The organism is Pantoea sp. X-Soil-YNGN-775 (assembly GCF_059730575.1).
Map to the genome: position 1 here is coordinate 3,927,391 of NZ_AP035945.1, position 15,278 is coordinate 3,942,668.

Here is a 15,278-nt window from a genome sequence, read left to right on the forward strand (position 1 = left end):
GGTAAAAAAGGGAAGCTGATCACTGAGTAAGCGAAACGGCAGCTCAGATATGCTGCGACAAAAACAAAAAAGGCCGGATAAATCCGGCCTTTGACGAGCGTCATCGGTTAGTTGGTTAACAACCGCAGCATACGGCGTAGCGGTTCCGCTGCACCCCAGAGTAACTGGTCACCGACGGTAAAGGCCGAGAGGTACTCCGGCCCCATATTCAGTTTACGCAGACGGCCAACCGGCGTGGTCAGCGTGCCGGTCACCGCCGCTGGCGTCAGCTCGCGCATCGTGCGTTCGCGATCGTTCGGCACCACTTTGACCCACTGATTGTGCGCAGCCAGCAGCTGCTCGATTTCGGCCAGCGGCAGGTCGCGTTTCAGCTTCAGGGTAAACGCCTGGCTATGACAGCGCAGCGCACCGACGCGTACACACAGTCCATCAACCGGAATCACGTTACGGGTGGCGAGGATCTTGTTGGTTTCCGCCTGCCCTTTCCACTCTTCACGGCTCTGACCGTTATCCAGCTGCTTGTCGATCCACGGGATCAGGCTGCCAGCCAGCGGCACGCCGAAGTTATCGGTCGGCAGGGTACCGGAGCGGGTGAAGTCGGTGACGCTACGCTCGATATCGAGAATGGCCGAGGCCGGATTCTGCAGCGCAGGCGCCACGTGATCGTGCAGCATGCCCATCTGGGTCAGCAGCTCACGCATATGACGCGCACCGCCGCCTGACGCCGCCTGATAGGTCGCCACCGAGGCCCACTCCACCAGATCCTGCGCAAACAGCCCGCCGAGTGACATCAGCATCAGGCTGACGGTGCAGTTTCCGCCGACAAAGGTCCTGATGCCGCGATCGATACCTTCACGGATCACCTGATGGTTAACCGGGTCGAGGATGATGATCGCATCGTCTTTCATCCGCAGCGTAGAGGCGGCATCGATCCAGTAACCCTGCCAGCCACTCTCGCGCAGCTTCGGATAGACCTCGCTGGTGTAGTCACCGCCCTGGCAGGTGATGATGATATCCAGCGCACGCAGCGCCTCGATATCAAACGCATCCTGCAGAACACCCTGCTGCTTACCGCCAAAAGCCGGGGCCGCCTGGCCGTGCTGCGACGTCGAGAAGAACACCGGATTGATGAGATCAAAATCGCGCTCTTCGCTCATGCGGGACATCAGCACTGAGCCGACCATACCGCGCCAACCAACAAAACCTACATTCTTCATGTCGTGTCCGTCTCAGGCGGTTTCACACCTGCTTTTCATTTCAGAGGAGGGAACGACGTGTTATTTTCACGCCGCTCTGCGTAATAATAAGATTTAGCTGTGACTACCAACTCTACAAAATGCAGGCTTTCTGGCAAGTGAATTAATTCGATTACGCTAACTTTTTCAGCAGCGTAACTAATAACAGCCCTTTTTAGCTCACGAGACGGCGCAAAACGAATGACTGAAATGATTTCAGCAACCCTATTATTGTTGTTAATTATGGACCCACTGGGCAATTTGCCCATTTTTATGTCGGTTTTAAAGCATCTGGAACCGAAACGGCGGCGAGTGGTTCTGATACGCGAAATGCTGATTGCATTAATCATCATGTTGCTGTTTCTGTTTACCGGTGAACGCATTCTGGCGTTTCTGAATCTGCGTACCGAGACGGTGTCGATTTCTGGCGGGATAATTCTGTTCTTAATCGCTATTAAGATGATTTTCCCATCGGAGGAGAGCAGCAGCACCGGCTTATCGGCAGGTGAAGAACCGTTTCTGGTGCCGCTGGCGATCCCGCTGGTCGCCGGACCGTCGCTGCTGGCGACCCTGATGCTGTTGTCACATCAGTACCCGCACCAGATGACGCATCTGGTGGGTGCGCTGTTGATTGCCTGGGGCGTTACGGTCGGCATTTTGCTGCTGTCGGGCCTGTTCCTGCGCCTGCTGGGCGATAAAGGAGTCAATGCGCTGGAGCGGCTGATGGGATTGATTCTGATTATGCTGGCGACCCAGATGTTCCTTGATGGGATTCGGGCCTATCTGAAGCTGTAGTGAGTCGCTGTCATCAGCTCCGTTCTTCCCCCCGTCACAGCAGGGAAGAACGGAACCGGAGAGCGGCACCGTTACGATAACAACGTAAAGGCGATCATCCCCACCACCGCGCCAACGGTGCCGAGAATGGTTTCCATCAGCGTCCAGGTTTTCAGGGTCTCTGCTTCGCTGGCCCCGGTGAAGCGGCCAAACAGCCAGAAACCGGCATCATTGACGTGACTGATAATAATCGACCCGCCGCCGATACAGATCGACAGTGCCGCCAGCTGAGCGCCGCTGTAGTGCAGCGGTTCAATCACCGGCATAATCAGGCCGACCGTGGTCAGACAGGCGACCGTCGCCGACCCCTGAATCACCCGCACTGCGCCCGACAGGATAAAGCAGGCCAGCGCAATCGGCAGTCCCGCACCGGTCAGGGCGTTACCCAGCACCGGGCCGACGCCGGAATCCACCAGCACCTGCTTAAACACCCCGCCCGCACCAATCACCAACAGGATAATACCCGCCGGTTGCAGCGCACTGCCGCACACCTGCATCACCCGCTCTTTGTCCATGCCCTGACGGTAGGCCAGACCATAAATCGCCACCAGCAACGCCAGCAGAATGGCGGTAAACGGGTGGCCGATAAACTCCAGCCACTCATATAAGGTGGTGCCTTCGGTGGTGAAGCGCGCGCCGATAGTTTTCAGGCCGACCAGCACCAGCGGGAACAGAATCAATGACAGGCTGAAGCCAAACGAGGGCAGCTTACTCTCATCGACATCCGGCTGATGATCTTCCGGTGGCGCGCTGAAGGAGACGTGATTCCCGATGAAATTGCCGAACAGTGGACCGGCAATCAACATGCCGGGGATCGCCGCGCACAGACCAAGCAGGATCATCCAGCCAAAGTCAGCGTGCATCTGCGAGGCCAGCAGCATCGGTGCCGGACCCGGCAGCAGGAAGGCGGCCGCGGCGGCAACCCCGGCAAACAGCGGGATCACCAGCTTAACCAGGTTGCCACCGGTACGCCGCGCCACGGCAAAAGCGATACTGATTAGCAGCACCACCGCCACTTCAAAAAACAGCGGCAGCGCGCAGATCAGGCCGGCAATGCCCATTGCGTAATGAGCGCGACTCTGACCAAAGGTTTTCAGCATCCGGATAGCGATCTGATCGACGGCGCCGGTTTCGTGCAGGATTTTGCCGAACATCGCGCCCAGCGCCACCACAATAGCGAGGAAGCCGAGCGTGCCGCCCATCCCCTTCTGCATGGTTTCGGCGATCTGATTCAGCGGCATACCGGAGAATAACCCAGCGCCAATCGACACTAACATCAGGGCGACAAAGGCGTGCATGCGCGCTTTCATCACCAGAAAAAGCAGCAGCAGGACAGAGCCTGCTGCAGTCAAAACAAGTGTTGCGGTATTCATCTCTAACCCTGGCTGATTGCGTCCCTGATAGTCGCAACCGTAGCCGCCACAACCTCGTCGAGTGAATGATCGATATCCACCACCAGTACATCCGGCTCATCGCTGCCGGGCTCTTCCAGCGTCGCAAACTGAGTGACCAGCATTTGCGGCTTGAAGAAGTGACCCTTACGCGCTTTGAGACGGGCTTCGATGGTGTCGAAGTCGCCTTTCAGATAGACGAAACGCAGGTTGTCATTCCCCTGACGCAGAATATCGCGATAACTTTTTTTCAGCGCTGAGCAGACAATCACCGAAATCGCCTGGGTACGTTGCATCGCAAAAGCGGCATCGTTCAGCGCCTGTAACCACGGCTGACGGTCGTTATCATCCAGCGGATGACCGTCGGCCATTTTCAGGATGTTGGCGCGCGGGTGGAGAAAATCACCGTCGAGAAAGGCGGTATTCAGTTGATGTGACACCTGGTTGGCGACGGCAGACTTACCGCTGCCTGAAACGCCCATCAGGATAAAAACGTGATGCGACGGGGATTGCGTTGTCATTTTTCTGCTCCGGCAGGGATGAGTTTGCCAATGTTACCGATAACAATGTCGTTTCTCATTGTCTTGACCGCTTAACAGCCTGGCAACCTTTTTACCGGGAAAAGCACGAAAGTGTGAGCTGACTCATAAAATCGCCAGAATCAGATGCTGCCACCTTCACTGATTTCAAAACCGACATCGAGCGGTTGATTCACGCTGCTGTCACCGGCGATACGCGCCAGCAGCAGCGCCGCCGCTTCACGTCCCATCCGGTCGCGCGGCGTCAGTACCGTTGCCAGTTGCGGCGTCACCACCTGACTGATGTCGTGACCGTGAAAACCAGCAATCGCCATCTGGCTCGGCACCTGCAACCCTTGCCGCTGGCATTCAAACATCGCGCCAACCGCCAGGTCATCATTGGTACAGAACAGGCTGTCGGTTTCAGGATAGAGTCGTTGCGCTTCTCGCAGCAGATCGCAACCGGCGCTGAACGACGAGGCATCTTCCATCATTACGCTGCGCGGCGTCAGCCCCGCTTCGCGCATCGCCGCTTCATAACCGCGCTGCTTTTGCAGCGTACGTTCATCCAGCCGCGCGCCAAGGTAAACCGTATAACGATGGCCTTTACGCAGAATAGCCTGGGTCATCTGACGTGCCGCTTCCACGTTGTCGAAGCCTACCGCCATATCCAGGCAGGGCGTCACGCTGTCCATCATCTCAATCACCGGAATGCCGGCCACCTCCAGCATCCGCAGCGTGCCCGGAGTATGGGTGCGTTCGGTCAGGATCACCCCATCAATGTTCCAGCCGAGCAGCGAGCGCAGCTGTAACTCTTCTTTTTGCGGGTTATAGCCGAAGTGAGCCACCAGCGTCTGGTAGCCCGCCTCATCGGTGACGGCTTCAATGCCGCGCAGAACGTCGGCGAAAACCTGGTTGGTGAGCGACGGCAGCAGCACGCCAATGGCGCGGCTGGTCGCATTAGAAAGCATGTCGGGTGCGCGATTAGGGATATAACCCAGCTCATCCAGCGCCACGGCAATCTTATCGCGCAGGGCAATGGAGACCTGCTCAGGATTGCGCAGGTAACGGCTGACGGTCATTTTAGTAATGCCGACGCGATCGGCAACGTCCTGTAATACCGGTCTTTTCTTCTTCATCGTAGCGCCTGGGATCGCCCTCATAGCTTAAGTACGATGAGTCTATCACTTTTCTGTCACCAGATTGCCAACCGGGCGCGACGTTGCGCGCCCGTAACCGAATCAGACCGGTGGCAGATCAAACAGCAGCACTTCGGCGGCGCTGCTGGCCTCGATGGTCAGTGCACTTTCATCCCAGATAGCCAGCGCATCGCTGGTGGTAACCGCCTGACCGTTGACGGTAACATCACCTTTAACCACCTGAATCCAGATGCGTCGACCGGCATCAATTGCGACGTTGTCCTGCTCACCTGCCGCCAGCACCCAGCGTGATAAGGTCATATCCTGATAAACCTTCAGCGAGCCTTCTCGCGCATCCGGACTCAGCACCAGCTGACGTCCCTGCACATCCGGGAAGCGACGCTGATCGTAGCGAGGCTCAATGCCGGTACGCTCAGGAATGATCCAGATCTGGTAAAGATGCAGCGGCTCGGTGGCACTGGCGTTGTACTCCGAGTGACGCACACCGGTACCGGCGCTCATAATCTGGAATTCCCCGGCCGGGATCTGCTCTTTGTTGCCCATGCTGTCCTGATGCTCAACCGTGCCGGAGAGCACGTAAGTCAGAATTTCCATATCTTTATGCGGATGGGTACCAAAACCCTGGCCGCCTTCCACCACATCTTCATTGATCACCCGCAGCGCGGAGAAACCCATAAAGTTAGCGTCGTGATAGCTGGCGAAGGAAAAGGTGTGCCAGCTATCAAGCCAGCCGTGGTTAGCGTGACCGCGTTCTTCAGCTTTACGTACATAAATCATGTTCAAATCTCCTCAATGTTTTTTATAGTCTCTCCCTGAGGCGCGTTGATTGATAGCTGAAAAACTTCACGCCTCTGTTCAAAATCATTGAACAAAAGCGGACTTATCACTGAAACAGATCGAACGAACGCCGTTGGTGAAGGGTTGAGGCAATGAAGGGAGAGCGCGGACATACCGGAAAGACGGATAAATCTGCCGGATAATGAAAGCGGGATAATCAGTTTTGACTTTATTTTTTCTTTTTACCGGCCCGGGCATATTCAGGCTAAATTTAAGGTGTTAGAGAAATAATTAACGCATTAAAAATGATAATTTAAAAATAACCCTTAATAAGGGATGACTTTTGATACCTTAAAAGTTTATTTATAAAATGAATAATGTGATCGCTGTAAACGCCCCGCCCACTCAAACCCTACTAAAATAGCCAGCAAATAAAAAGCCTGTGGCTTTAAATACTCTCCGATTCATTTTATTTCTGATTATTATTAGGAACCCAATTATGGATGCCGTTCAAAATACGCTGATATCAGATGAAACTCCACGCTGGAGAAAAAGCGATACCGTCTGGATGCTGGGACTGTATGGCACAGCAATTGGTGCTGGCGTTTTGTTTTTGCCGATCAATGCCGGCACTGGCGGTTTACTGCCGTTAATCATTATGGCGCTGCTGGCTTTCCCGATGACCTTCTTTGCTCATCGTGGGCTCACCCGTTTTGTTCTTTCCGGCAAGAATCCTGGAGAAAACATTACTGAAGTGGTGGAGGAACATTTTGGAACCGGCGCGGGAAAACTGATCACCCTGCTCTATTTTTTTGCTATTTACCCTATTCTGCTGGTGTACAGCGTCGCGATTACCAACACCGTCGACAGCTTTCTCACCCACCAGCTTCATTTAATATCGCCACCGCGTGCGGTACTGGCTTTCATTCTGATTGTCGGCATGATGGCGATTGTGCGCTTCGGCGAAAAAGCGATTGTGAAGGCGATGAGTATTCTGGTGTTCCCGTTCGTGGCCGCCCTGATGCTGCTCGCGCTGTATCTGATCCCGCAGTGGAACGGAGCCATTCTGGATACGCTCTCGATGAAGGGTTCCGAAACCACCGGCGGCGGATTATGGCTCACGCTGTGGCTGGCCATTCCCGTGATGGTGTTCTCCTTCAATCACTCGCCGATTATTTCATCGTTTGCAGTGGCCAAGCGTCAGGAGTACGGCGATCAGGCGGCGTCAAAATGTTCACGCATTTTGGCTTGCGCCCATATCATGATGGTCCTCACCGTGATGTTCTTCGTCTTCAGCTGCGTCCTGAGTCTCTCCCCGGCAAACCTGGCGGAGGCGAAGGCGCAGAATATTTCCATCCTTTCCTACCTCGCTAACCATTTTAATGCCCCGTTGATTGCCTGGATGGCCCCGATTATCGCCATTATCGCGATCACCAAATCCTTTCTCGGCCACTATCTGGGTGCGCGTGAAGGTTTCAACGGCATGGTGATTAAATCGCTTCGCAGCAAAGGTAAGTCGATCGAAATTAATAAACTGAACCGCATCACCGCCTTCTTTATGCTGGCCACCACCTGGCTTGTTGCCACCCTGAACCCCAGCATTCTTGGCATGATTGAAACGCTGGGCGGACCGGTTATCGCCATGATCCTGTTCCTGATGCCGATGTACGCCATCAATAAAGTCCCGGCGATGCGTAAATATAGCGGTCATCTGAGCAATCTCTTTGTCGTCATCATCGGCCTGATTGCTATCTCCGCCATCGCCTTTTCTTTACTGAACTAATGCCGTCGCTTGCCATACCGGTCAGCACCTCGTTTATATTGCAATCCGCATGGGTGAATCATGATTAGCGTTTTCGATATTTTTAAAATCAGCATCGGGCCATCCAGTTCGCATACCGTCGGGCCGATGAAAGCGGGTAAACATTTCGTTGATACGCTAAAGGAAAAGGGCCTGCTGGATAGCATGACCCGGCTGGTGGTGGATATTTATGGCTCTCTTTCCCTGACGGGAAAAGGTCATCATACCGATATTGCGATTATTCTCGGCCTGAGTGGCTATCTGCCCGACACCGTGGATATCGATCAGATCCCAGCCATCATTCGCGACGTGAATACTCTGCAACAGTTGCGCATCAAAGAAGGCCAACGGGATATCGCCTTCCCGGTGGCAGAGTGCATGCGCTTTCACAGTGAGTTTCTGCCGTTACATGAAAACGGCATGAGCATCACCGCCTTTTGTGACGGCAAAAGCGTTCACGCCCAGACCTATTATTCTGTCGGAGGCGGCTTTATTGTCACCGAAGACGATTTTGGTAAAAACCTGGATAGCGAAGTCGATATTCCCTTCCCCTTCTACTCCGCCCGTAACCTGCTGGCGCATTGCCATAATAACAACCTGTCGATTTCGGCCGTGATGATGAAAAATGAGATAGCACGCTATGGCCGCCGGGAAGTCGAAGACAATATGGCACAACTGTGGCAAACCATGCGCAATGCGATCACCCGTGGCATCAGTACTGAAGGCGTGTTACCCGGCCCGCTGAAGGTGCCGCGTCGCGCCTCTTCTCTGCATCGCATTCTGGCCCCCCAGAGTCAGTCTATTACTCCGCTAAGTGCGATGGACTGGGTGAATATGTTCGCGATGGCGGTAAGTGAGGAAAACGCCGCGGGAGGACGGGTGGTCACCGCCCCCACCAATGGCGCATGCGGCATTATCCCGGCGGTACTGGCTTATTACGATCGCTTCATCAAGCCGGTAACGCCTGAACTCTATATGCGTTATTTCCTGACGGCAGGCGCAATTGGCATTCTCTATAAGATGAATGCGTCGATTTCTGGCGCTGAGGTCGGCTGTCAGGGAGAGGTCGGCGTGGCCTGTTCGATGGCGGCGGCGGGCCTGGCCGAACTGCTGGGCGCCGATGCGGAGAAAGTCTGCATCGCGGCTGAGATCGGTATGGAGCATAATCTGGGTCTGACCTGCGATCCCGTTGCCGGTCAGGTCCAGGTGCCCTGTATAGAACGGAATGCGATTGCGGCCGTCAAAGCCATTAACTCAACCAGTATGGCGATGTACCGCACCAGCGATCCCAAAGTGTCGCTGGATAAGATCATTGAAACCATGTTTGAAACCGGCAAAGACATGAACGCTAAATACCGTGAAACAGCGCGTGGCGGTCTGGCGATCAAAGTCGCGGTCTGCGAAGCGTAATGACCTGAAAACCGCTGGCAGTCAGGCTGGCGGTTGCTTGATTAACCCGGCACTGACCGGGTCTATGCTGTGAGCGGGGTTATTTTGCTTCGCTTTCGGTGGCCAGATCTGACCAGACCATGCTGCGCACTTCAGAAGAGGTATACCATTCATTTATGGTTGCGCTGGCAGGCTGCTCAGCCACTGATTCCGTGTTATCCGCCACCGGAGACGGGCAGCGCTGTTTTTTCCGGATACGAATGCGGGCCGGTGACGCGGCGGTAAACTGCGCGTTAAAGGTTCGCATGTGTGAATCGGACAGAATTGACTCCAGCTGATGCAGCCGCCCAAGACCACGTAAAATACCGATTAACGTACTCAGGGTGACTGATTCACCCAACTCTGCCCGTTTAATGGTGGCGGTGCCGACGCGCGCGCGTTCAGCAAGTTCAATCTGCGAGAGCCCAAGCTGCATACGGGTTTCTTTAATTCTGCTGCACAATTCAGAAATAATTGCGCTATCGGACAGGGTATTAAAACGCATATCAATACCTCATTGCGGGATATACAGAATAAATTATTGAGTAAACCAGCGGCTAAATAAAGCGGATAATTTCAGAATAACAGCATCCGCATCAAGGTAAGTTATTTATTAACCAGGTGCAGCGGGTATGGAGCAAGTGTGATGTTAACCGCTATTAATAAACCCATCGCACTGGCTTTATTTTTCTGGTTCATCAATGCCGTTTCGCATCGGTCTTTCAGGGCGCAGTAAAAACCGCCGCAGAAGTTTTTTATTAACAACTGACACCACCTGATATAACTTTCTGGCTTTATTTTTAATTGAATTATTGCCGTTGCAGCAGCAGTAGCTGCAGGGAAAGATTGTCATTGCCGGGCACAACATATTAACCACAGGATCACCCGCAGATCCGGTGAGGAGAGTACTGACCGCCCGCCTCCGCCAATCGGTGAGTGGCAGCCAAAAAAAAAGCCAGCACCCGGGCTGGCTAAAGTAATACTGGAAGCAATGTGAGCAATGTCGTGCTTTCTCAGGCTGTCGGGCGACTACCCGAGAACGCATCGCAATAATAATCATTATCATTCGCGTCTGTAAAGCGATTTTGCCGATTTTTTTGTTGATTATTGGCGTGAATCCCTTGATGTTAAAAGGGATTTACCCATTTAATTCGCCGGGGAGGCACCATGAGTGAGATAACCATTCGCCACGTTATGCCGGAAGATGCGGCTGCACTACAGAGGATTTATAGTCAGCCCGATACCCAGGCGAATACGCTACATCTGCCCCACTCGTCGTTACAGATGTGGCAAACCCGGCTCAGCACTCCCCAGCCAGGCGTACGTCTATTGGTCGCCTGTATGGATGACGAGGTGGTCGGGCAATGCGCCCTGGAAGTGCCCGAGCGCGCCCGACGGCGTCACTCCGCCACGCTGGGCATGGGGGTCGACGAACGTTACCGCCAGCGCGGTGTGGGCCGCGCCCTGATGCAGGAGATGGTTAGCTTGTGCGACAACTGGCTGCAGGTCTCGCGGATGGAACTGACGGTGTTTGTTGATAATGCGCCGGCCATCGCCCTTTATCGTCGTTTCGGTTTTGAGATCGAGGGAACGGCTAAGGGCTTCGCAGTGCGGCACGGTGAACTGATCGACGCGCATTATATGGCGCGGCTGAAATCCTGACGCCTCAGAATAAAAAAGGGCACTCTGAGGTATGATGCTCGTCAGTTAAGGTTAAATTTGTAAAGGCTGTCACGGTCAAACGTGGCAGCTTTTTTACTGGGCGAGCGTGCCGGAATGCGGGCCTGAGCGCCACTCTCATGCTCTTTCAACAGCACACACCGAAGCTTCAGAGCAGGCGGGTGCCGATCAGCGGCAGGCAATCCGCAGCGCTGAACAGAATGAGTCTGCCAGGAGAGCCCGCAGGACGCGGGCGAAAGGCGGGGCGGCACAGGATGAGCCATCTCCGGCGGTCCGTCAGGCAGACGAATGAAGTGAAGGAACCGCGCAGCGGCGCGAGGACCGCCAGCCCCTGAGCGGCGCCAGACTGCGTTATCACCTGCTGCTTAACTGACGAGCATTACACCCCAGGGTGCCCTTGTGCCTTAATAACCGGCGCTGAGATCGTCGATGCTGCGCGGATCGGACGCGCCATACAGCATGCCGTCCGGCCCAATCATAATGCTCTGGGTGCTGCCCATCGCCGGCAGCACTTTCACATGCTGGCCTTTGCTTTCCAGCAGACGCAGCGTATCCGGGCTGAAGCCTTTCTCAACGCGCAGCTGATCCGGCAGCCACTGATGATGAAAACGCGGTGCATTGGTGGCTTCGGCGACGTTCATCCCGAAATCAATGCTGTTCACCACCATCTGCAATACCGTGGTGATGATACGGCTGCCGCCCGGACTGCCGGTGACCAGCCAGGTTTTACCGCCTTTAGCCACGATGGTCGGTGACATGGAAGAGAGCGGACGTTTCGCCGGCTGCACCGCATTGGCTTCACCGCCGACCAGCCCATAGACGTTTGGCGTCCCCGGTTTCGCCGAGAAATCATCCATTTCGTTATTCATCAGAATGCCGCTGTTGCCCGCCACAATCCCACTGCCGAAATAGGTATTCAGGGTGTAAGTGACCGCCACCGCATTGCCCTGTTTATCCACCACCGAGAAATGGGTGGTCTGGTTACTTTCATAGGGTTCGAGCTTGCCGGGTTTGATCTCGCTGGAAGGACGCGCTTTGGCGACATCAATCTGCTGCGCCAGGGTTTTGGCGTAGGCTTTGCTGGTTAACGCCTGCCACGGCACCTTAACGAAATCGGGATCGCCAAGGTATTCAGAGCGGTCCGCATAGGCATATTTCTCCGCTTCGGCCATCACCTGCATCGCATCAGCACTGCCAAAGCCCATCTTCGCCAGATCGAAGTTTTCGAGGATATTGAGGATCTGCACGATGTGGATGCCACCGGACGACGGCGGTGGCATCGAGAAGACCTCATAACCACGGTAGGTGCCGCTGATCGGCTTACGTTCAACCGCGCGGTAGGCCGCCAGATCGGCTTTATTGATCAGGCCGCCGTGCTGCGCCATCTCGCCCGCAATCTCATCGGCGATAGCGCCTTTATAAAAAGCATCCGGTCCCTGACGGGCAATTAATTGCAGGCTGTGGGCGAGGTTTTTCTGCACCAGCCGGTCGCCCTGCTGCCACGGCGTGCCGTCCGCTTTGTAGAAGATCGCTTTACTGTTGGGATGGTTAATCAGCACTTCTTTGCCGTAGGTTTTCAGGTCATCCGCCAGCGCATCATTGACCACGATGCCATCACGCGCCAGTTTTATCGCCGGAGCCAGCAGCGTACTCAGCGGCAGCGTGCCATATTTATGGGCGGCCAGCGCCAGCCCCGCCACCGTGCCGGGTGTGCCGGAGGCCAGATGCGAGGTGAGCGACAGCTTACTGTCGGCATTTCCCTGCTTGTCGAGGAACATGTCACGCGAGGCGTGGCCCGGAGCCATTTCACGGAAATCGATGGCGCTGGTGCGTCCGGAGGCCGTGCGCAGCAGCATAAAGCCGCCACCGCCGAGGTTACCGGCCTGTGGATGGGTGACGGCCAGCGCAAAGCCCACCGCCACTGCGGCATCAACGGCGTTGCCGCCCTGACGCAGAATCTCGACTCCGACCTGGGTTGCCATCGCATCAACCGACGCCACCATGCCGTGCTGTGCTTTTACCGGGTGGAAGGTGTCGCTGTCGACGCCGTAGGAAACCGGCGGTGCCTGCGTCGGGGCCGCATTCGCCCCCGCCACCACGGTAAAGCTCATCACCAACGACCAGCCGAGCTGGCGCACTGTTGCCTGCATTTTCATCCCGCCACCATCCTTATTTGTTATTTACATTTTTTTATCATTTCCGCAAGTGGCTACAAATACAGCAAATTAGTCAGGGTTAAGTCAAATCAGGAATACATCTGAAGGTAAGGTCTGTGATATCGCGTAAACTTATGCATGCGACCCTGGACGCCGGACGATGGCGTTCAGCATCCAGCACCTGTCGCTTTCAGGAAGGAGGAATGATGAAGAAGTGGATTATTGCTTTGGCGGCTCTGCTGCCCTTCGCCACGCTGGCGAATACGCTGAACAGTACCAACGATCCTAACCGGCCCGGCTATAACCCGAGCCAGCAACGGATGCAGAACCAGATGCAGACGCAACAGCAGCAACAGCAGATGAAGCTGCGCCAGGATCAGCAGCGTCAGACGCAGGATATGCAGCGTAAGATGCAGGAGCAGCGCAACAGCGCCCAGCAGCGGGTGATCACCTCCCAGCCGGGCCAGCAGAACCAGAATCAGAACTAGCTAAAATTGGGGCCGATGATGTCGATGCAGTCGGTACAGATGGCATCAACGCCCCATTTCAGCAGTTCCCGCGCCCGCTCCGGGCGGTTAACGGTATAGGCGAGAATTTTCAGGCCCGCCGCTTTCAGCTCCGCCACCCGCGCTTCGGTCAGCACTTTGTGATTGAGATGGATTGAAACGCAGGCCAGCGCCGACGTCTTCTCGCGCCATTGCTCATCCCAGCTGTGCGACAGTAAACCGCGCGGCAGCTGCGGTTCGGCCTGCATCGCTGCCTCCAGCGCAATGTAAGAGAACGACGAGAGTAACGGCGGCGTTTGCCCCTGCCACAGGCTGGCTGCTGCCTGCGCCACTGCCTGTCCGGTTTCCGCCTCGCTGCCGGTGGTCGGTTTTATTTCGATATTCGCCATCATCTGATGCTGACGACAGCGATCCGCCACCTGATCCAGCCGCGCCAGCTTCTCGCCGTTAAACGCTTTACTGAACCAGCTGCCGGCATCCAGTTGCGACAGTTTATCCCACGGCAGCTGCCCTGCAACGCCCCAGCCGTTGCTGGTGCGGTCCAGCGTGTCGTCGTGCAGCAGGAAAATCTGCGCATCGCCCGATAATTTGGCATCAAATTCAATCATCTGATGGCCATATTTCGCCCCGACGTCAATTGCCGCCAGGGTGTTTTCAGGTGCCAGGTTGCCGCCGCCGCGGTGCGCGACGATGTGCGGATAGGGCCAGTGTTGTGTGCTCATTCCAGACGCTTTCCATGGGTTGAATCGAAGAAGTGTAACGCATCTGCCGGCAGATGCAGCCACAGCGTGCTGCCGGGCTGTGGCCGCTCGCTGTGGCCTAAGCGTACCACCAGCGGCGTATCTCCGATGCGGCCATGGGCAAGATTGTCAGCCCCCAGCATTTCCAGCGTATCAACCCGCAGCGGCACCCCGCCCTGCTCACGGCTGCTGAGCCGGATATGTTCCGGCCGGATACCCAGCACCACCGGACGGTTGGCCCACTTCGCTTTGCTTTCGCTTAGCGGCAGGGCGAACGACGCGTCCAGATTAAAACGGCTGCCATCACTGTTGAATGCGCCTTTCAGCAGGTTCATCGCCGGTGCGCCGATAAACGAGGCGACGAACTGACTGGCGGGACGCTCGTAAACCTCAACCGGCGTGCCCAGTTGCTCGACCACGCCTTTGTTCATTACCATCACCCGCTGCGCCAGCGTCATCGCTTCAACCTGATCGTGGGTGACATACAGGCTGGTGGTCTGCAAACGCCGATGCAGCTGTTGCAGCTCCAGACGCATCTGCACCCGCAGGCGCGCATCAAGGTTGGAGAGCGGCTCATCGAACAGAAAGACCGCCGGTTCACGCACAATCGCGCGGCCCATGGCAACGCGCTGACGCTGCCCGCCAGAGAGCTCACGCGGCCGGCGGGTCAGCAGATGATCCAGCTCAAGGCTGCGCGCGGCGTCCAGCACCCGTAGCCGAATCTGTTCTTTGCCCATGCCGCGGATCTTCAGGCCATAGGCCATATTCTCTTCCACTGACATATGGGGATAGAGCGCATAGTTCTGGAACACCATCGCAATGCCGCGATCTTTTGGCTCTTGCTGGGTAACGCGTTTGTTGTCGATGTAGATGTCGCCGGAGCTGACGCGCTCGAGGCCCGCTACCATCCGCAGCAGAGTCGATTTACCGCAGCCGGAGGGGCCCACCATCACCATAAATTCGCCATCATTTACCGTGACGTTCAGCGGCTGAATGATCTGATTTTTACCGTCGTAGGACTTGGTCACTGCCTGAAGGGTTACGCCTGCCAT

Annotated in this window: 16 protein-coding genes; 5 read left to right on the forward strand and 11 right to left on the reverse strand. The window is 55.7% G+C overall.

Translation table 11 applies throughout. The features are described from left to right. Positions 1-107: 107 nt before the first annotated feature. Together asd and AC6I8I_RS18495 are read right to left on the reverse strand one after the other, a co-directional pair. On the reverse strand, positions 108-1,217 hold the full coding sequence (gene asd / locus AC6I8I_RS18490; RefSeq protein WP_312054312.1) for an aspartate-semialdehyde dehydrogenase: 1,110 nt from the start codon (positions 1,215-1,217) through the stop codon (positions 108-110). Between the two features lie 35 nt (positions 1,218-1,252). Further along, positions 1,253-1,588: a hypothetical protein gene (locus AC6I8I_RS18495; RefSeq protein WP_312054430.1), complete on the reverse strand. Its 336-nt coding sequence runs from the start codon at positions 1,586-1,588 to the stop codon at positions 1,253-1,255. Here AC6I8I_RS18495 and AC6I8I_RS18500 point away from each other — a divergent pair. Beyond that, positions 1,479-2,030: a YhgN family NAAT transporter gene (locus tag AC6I8I_RS18500; RefSeq protein WP_312054428.1), complete on the forward strand. Its 552-nt coding sequence runs from the start codon at positions 1,479-1,481 to the stop codon at positions 2,028-2,030. The genes AC6I8I_RS18495 and AC6I8I_RS18500 overlap by 110 nt on opposite strands. Positions 2,031-2,101: 71 nt before the next feature. Here the strand turns inward: AC6I8I_RS18500 and gntU are convergent, their stop codons facing one another. From gntU to AC6I8I_RS18520, 4 genes are all read right to left on the reverse strand, one after another. Further along, positions 2,102-3,442: a gluconate transporter gene (gene gntU / locus AC6I8I_RS18505; protein ID WP_010253270.1), complete on the reverse strand. Its 1,341-nt coding sequence runs from the start codon at positions 3,440-3,442 to the stop codon at positions 2,102-2,104. A gap of 2 nt (positions 3,443-3,444) precedes the next feature. Continuing rightward, positions 3,445-3,981 (reverse strand): gluconokinase, encoded by a 537-nt coding sequence (gene gntK, locus AC6I8I_RS18510; RefSeq protein ID WP_233986880.1) that lies wholly within the window; start codon positions 3,979-3,981, stop codon positions 3,445-3,447. A gap of 140 nt (positions 3,982-4,121) precedes the next feature. Then, the gene (gntR, locus tag AC6I8I_RS18515) at positions 4,122-5,117 is read right to left on the reverse strand and encodes a gluconate operon transcriptional repressor GntR (RefSeq protein WP_312758862.1); all 996 of its coding nucleotides are present in this window, start codon (positions 5,115-5,117) and stop codon (positions 4,122-4,124) included. Positions 5,118-5,219: 102 nt separating this feature from the next. Next, positions 5,220-5,915 carry a pirin family protein gene (locus tag AC6I8I_RS18520; RefSeq protein ID WP_312054305.1) on the reverse strand — a complete coding sequence of 232 codons (696 nt, stop codon included), beginning with the start codon at positions 5,913-5,915 and terminating at the stop codon, positions 5,220-5,222. Positions 5,916-6,414: 499 nt separating this feature from the next. Here AC6I8I_RS18520 and AC6I8I_RS18525 point away from each other — a divergent pair, with 499 nt between their 5' ends. Both AC6I8I_RS18525 and AC6I8I_RS18530 read left to right on the forward strand, forming a co-directional pair. Beyond that, positions 6,415-7,698 carry an HAAAP family serine/threonine permease gene (locus tag AC6I8I_RS18525; RefSeq protein WP_312758860.1) on the forward strand — a complete coding sequence of 428 codons (1,284 nt, stop codon included), beginning with the start codon at positions 6,415-6,417 and terminating at the stop codon, positions 7,696-7,698. A 60-nt stretch (positions 7,699-7,758) separates the two neighbouring features. Then, positions 7,759-9,126 (forward strand): L-serine ammonia-lyase, encoded by a 1,368-nt coding sequence (locus AC6I8I_RS18530; RefSeq protein ID WP_497820567.1) that lies wholly within the window; start codon positions 7,759-7,761, stop codon positions 9,124-9,126. 79 nt (positions 9,127-9,205) lie between these two features. Here AC6I8I_RS18530 and AC6I8I_RS18535 read toward each other — a convergent pair whose 3' ends face one another. Both AC6I8I_RS18535 and AC6I8I_RS18540 read right to left on the reverse strand, forming a co-directional pair. Continuing rightward, the gene (locus tag AC6I8I_RS18535) at positions 9,206-9,649 is read right to left on the reverse strand and encodes a helix-turn-helix domain-containing protein (protein WP_312054300.1); all 444 of its coding nucleotides are present in this window, start codon (positions 9,647-9,649) and stop codon (positions 9,206-9,208) included. A gap of 177 nt (positions 9,650-9,826) precedes the next feature. Then, positions 9,827-10,204: a hypothetical protein gene (locus tag AC6I8I_RS18540; protein ID WP_497828173.1), complete on the reverse strand. Its 378-nt coding sequence runs from the start codon at positions 10,202-10,204 to the stop codon at positions 9,827-9,829. A gap of 107 nt (positions 10,205-10,311) precedes the next feature. Between AC6I8I_RS18540 and AC6I8I_RS18545 the strand changes: the two genes are divergently transcribed. Beyond that, positions 10,312-10,806, forward strand: coding sequence for a GNAT family N-acetyltransferase (locus AC6I8I_RS18545; RefSeq protein WP_312054298.1), 495 nt, complete (start codon positions 10,312-10,314; stop codon positions 10,804-10,806). A 422-nt stretch (positions 10,807-11,228) separates the two neighbouring features. Here AC6I8I_RS18545 and ggt read toward each other — a convergent pair whose 3' ends face one another. Next, positions 11,229-12,980 carry a gamma-glutamyltransferase gene (gene ggt / locus AC6I8I_RS18550; RefSeq protein ID WP_312054296.1) on the reverse strand — a complete coding sequence of 584 codons (1,752 nt, stop codon included), beginning with the start codon at positions 12,978-12,980 and terminating at the stop codon, positions 11,229-11,231. 206 nt (positions 12,981-13,186) lie between these two features. Between ggt and AC6I8I_RS18555 the strand changes: the two genes are divergently transcribed. Beyond that, complete coding sequence (locus AC6I8I_RS18555) at positions 13,187-13,468, forward strand: DUF2756 domain-containing protein (RefSeq protein WP_312054427.1); 282 nt, start codon at positions 13,187-13,189, stop codon at positions 13,466-13,468. On the opposite strand, the gene ugpQ is transcribed toward AC6I8I_RS18555, so the two are convergent. Then, positions 13,465-14,208, reverse strand: a complete 744-nt coding sequence (gene ugpQ, locus AC6I8I_RS18560; protein WP_312054293.1) for a glycerophosphodiester phosphodiesterase — start codon at positions 14,206-14,208, stop codon at positions 13,465-13,467. The two genes, AC6I8I_RS18555 and ugpQ, sit on opposite strands and share 4 nt — an antisense overlap. After that, complete coding sequence (locus AC6I8I_RS18565; RefSeq protein ID WP_312054292.1) at positions 14,205-15,278, reverse strand: sn-glycerol-3-phosphate import ATP-binding protein UgpC; 1,074 nt, start codon at positions 15,276-15,278, stop codon at positions 14,205-14,207. The genes ugpQ and AC6I8I_RS18565 overlap by 4 nt, the downstream gene beginning before the upstream one ends.

Excerpts from the sequence above, each read along its gene's own strand:
- AC6I8I_RS18540 (WP_497828173.1), bottom strand. The coding sequence starts at position 10,204 with ATGATTATTATTGCGATGCGTTCTCGGGTAGTCGCCCGACAGCCTGAG.
- ugpQ (WP_312054293.1), bottom strand. The coding sequence starts at position 14,208 with ATGAGCACACAACACTGGCCCTATCCGCACATCGTCGCGCACCGCGGC.
- gntK (WP_233986880.1), bottom strand. The coding sequence starts at position 3,981 with ATGACAACGCAATCCCCGTCGCATCACGTTTTTATCCTGATGGGCGTT.
- AC6I8I_RS18530 (WP_497820567.1), top strand. The coding sequence starts at position 7,759 with ATGATTAGCGTTTTCGATATTTTTAAAATCAGCATCGGGCCATCCAGT.
- AC6I8I_RS18525 (WP_312758860.1), top strand. The coding sequence starts at position 6,415 with ATGGATGCCGTTCAAAATACGCTGATATCAGATGAAACTCCACGCTGG.
- ggt (WP_312054296.1), bottom strand. The coding sequence starts at position 12,980 with ATGAAAATGCAGGCAACAGTGCGCCAGCTCGGCTGGTCGTTGGTGATG.
- AC6I8I_RS18565 (WP_312054292.1), bottom strand. The coding sequence starts at position 15,278 with ATGGCAGGCGTAACCCTTCAGGCAGTGACCAAGTCCTACGACGGTAAA.
- AC6I8I_RS18535 (WP_312054300.1), bottom strand. The coding sequence starts at position 9,649 with ATGCGTTTTAATACCCTGTCCGATAGCGCAATTATTTCTGAATTGTGC.
- AC6I8I_RS18545 (WP_312054298.1), top strand. The coding sequence starts at position 10,312 with ATGAGTGAGATAACCATTCGCCACGTTATGCCGGAAGATGCGGCTGCA.
- asd (WP_312054312.1), bottom strand. The coding sequence starts at position 1,217 with ATGAAGAATGTAGGTTTTGTTGGTTGGCGCGGTATGGTCGGCTCAGTG.
- AC6I8I_RS18495 (WP_312054430.1), bottom strand. The coding sequence starts at position 1,588 with ATGATGATTAATGCAATCAGCATTTCGCGTATCAGAACCACTCGCCGC.
- gntU (WP_010253270.1), bottom strand. The coding sequence starts at position 3,442 with ATGAATACCGCAACACTTGTTTTGACTGCAGCAGGCTCTGTCCTGCTG.
- gntR (WP_312758862.1), bottom strand. The coding sequence starts at position 5,117 with ATGAAGAAGAAAAGACCGGTATTACAGGACGTTGCCGATCGCGTCGGC.
- AC6I8I_RS18520 (WP_312054305.1), bottom strand. The coding sequence starts at position 5,915 with ATGATTTATGTACGTAAAGCTGAAGAACGCGGTCACGCTAACCACGGC.
- AC6I8I_RS18555 (WP_312054427.1), top strand. The coding sequence starts at position 13,187 with ATGAAGAAGTGGATTATTGCTTTGGCGGCTCTGCTGCCCTTCGCCACG.
- AC6I8I_RS18500 (WP_312054428.1), top strand. The coding sequence starts at position 1,479 with ATGGACCCACTGGGCAATTTGCCCATTTTTATGTCGGTTTTAAAGCAT.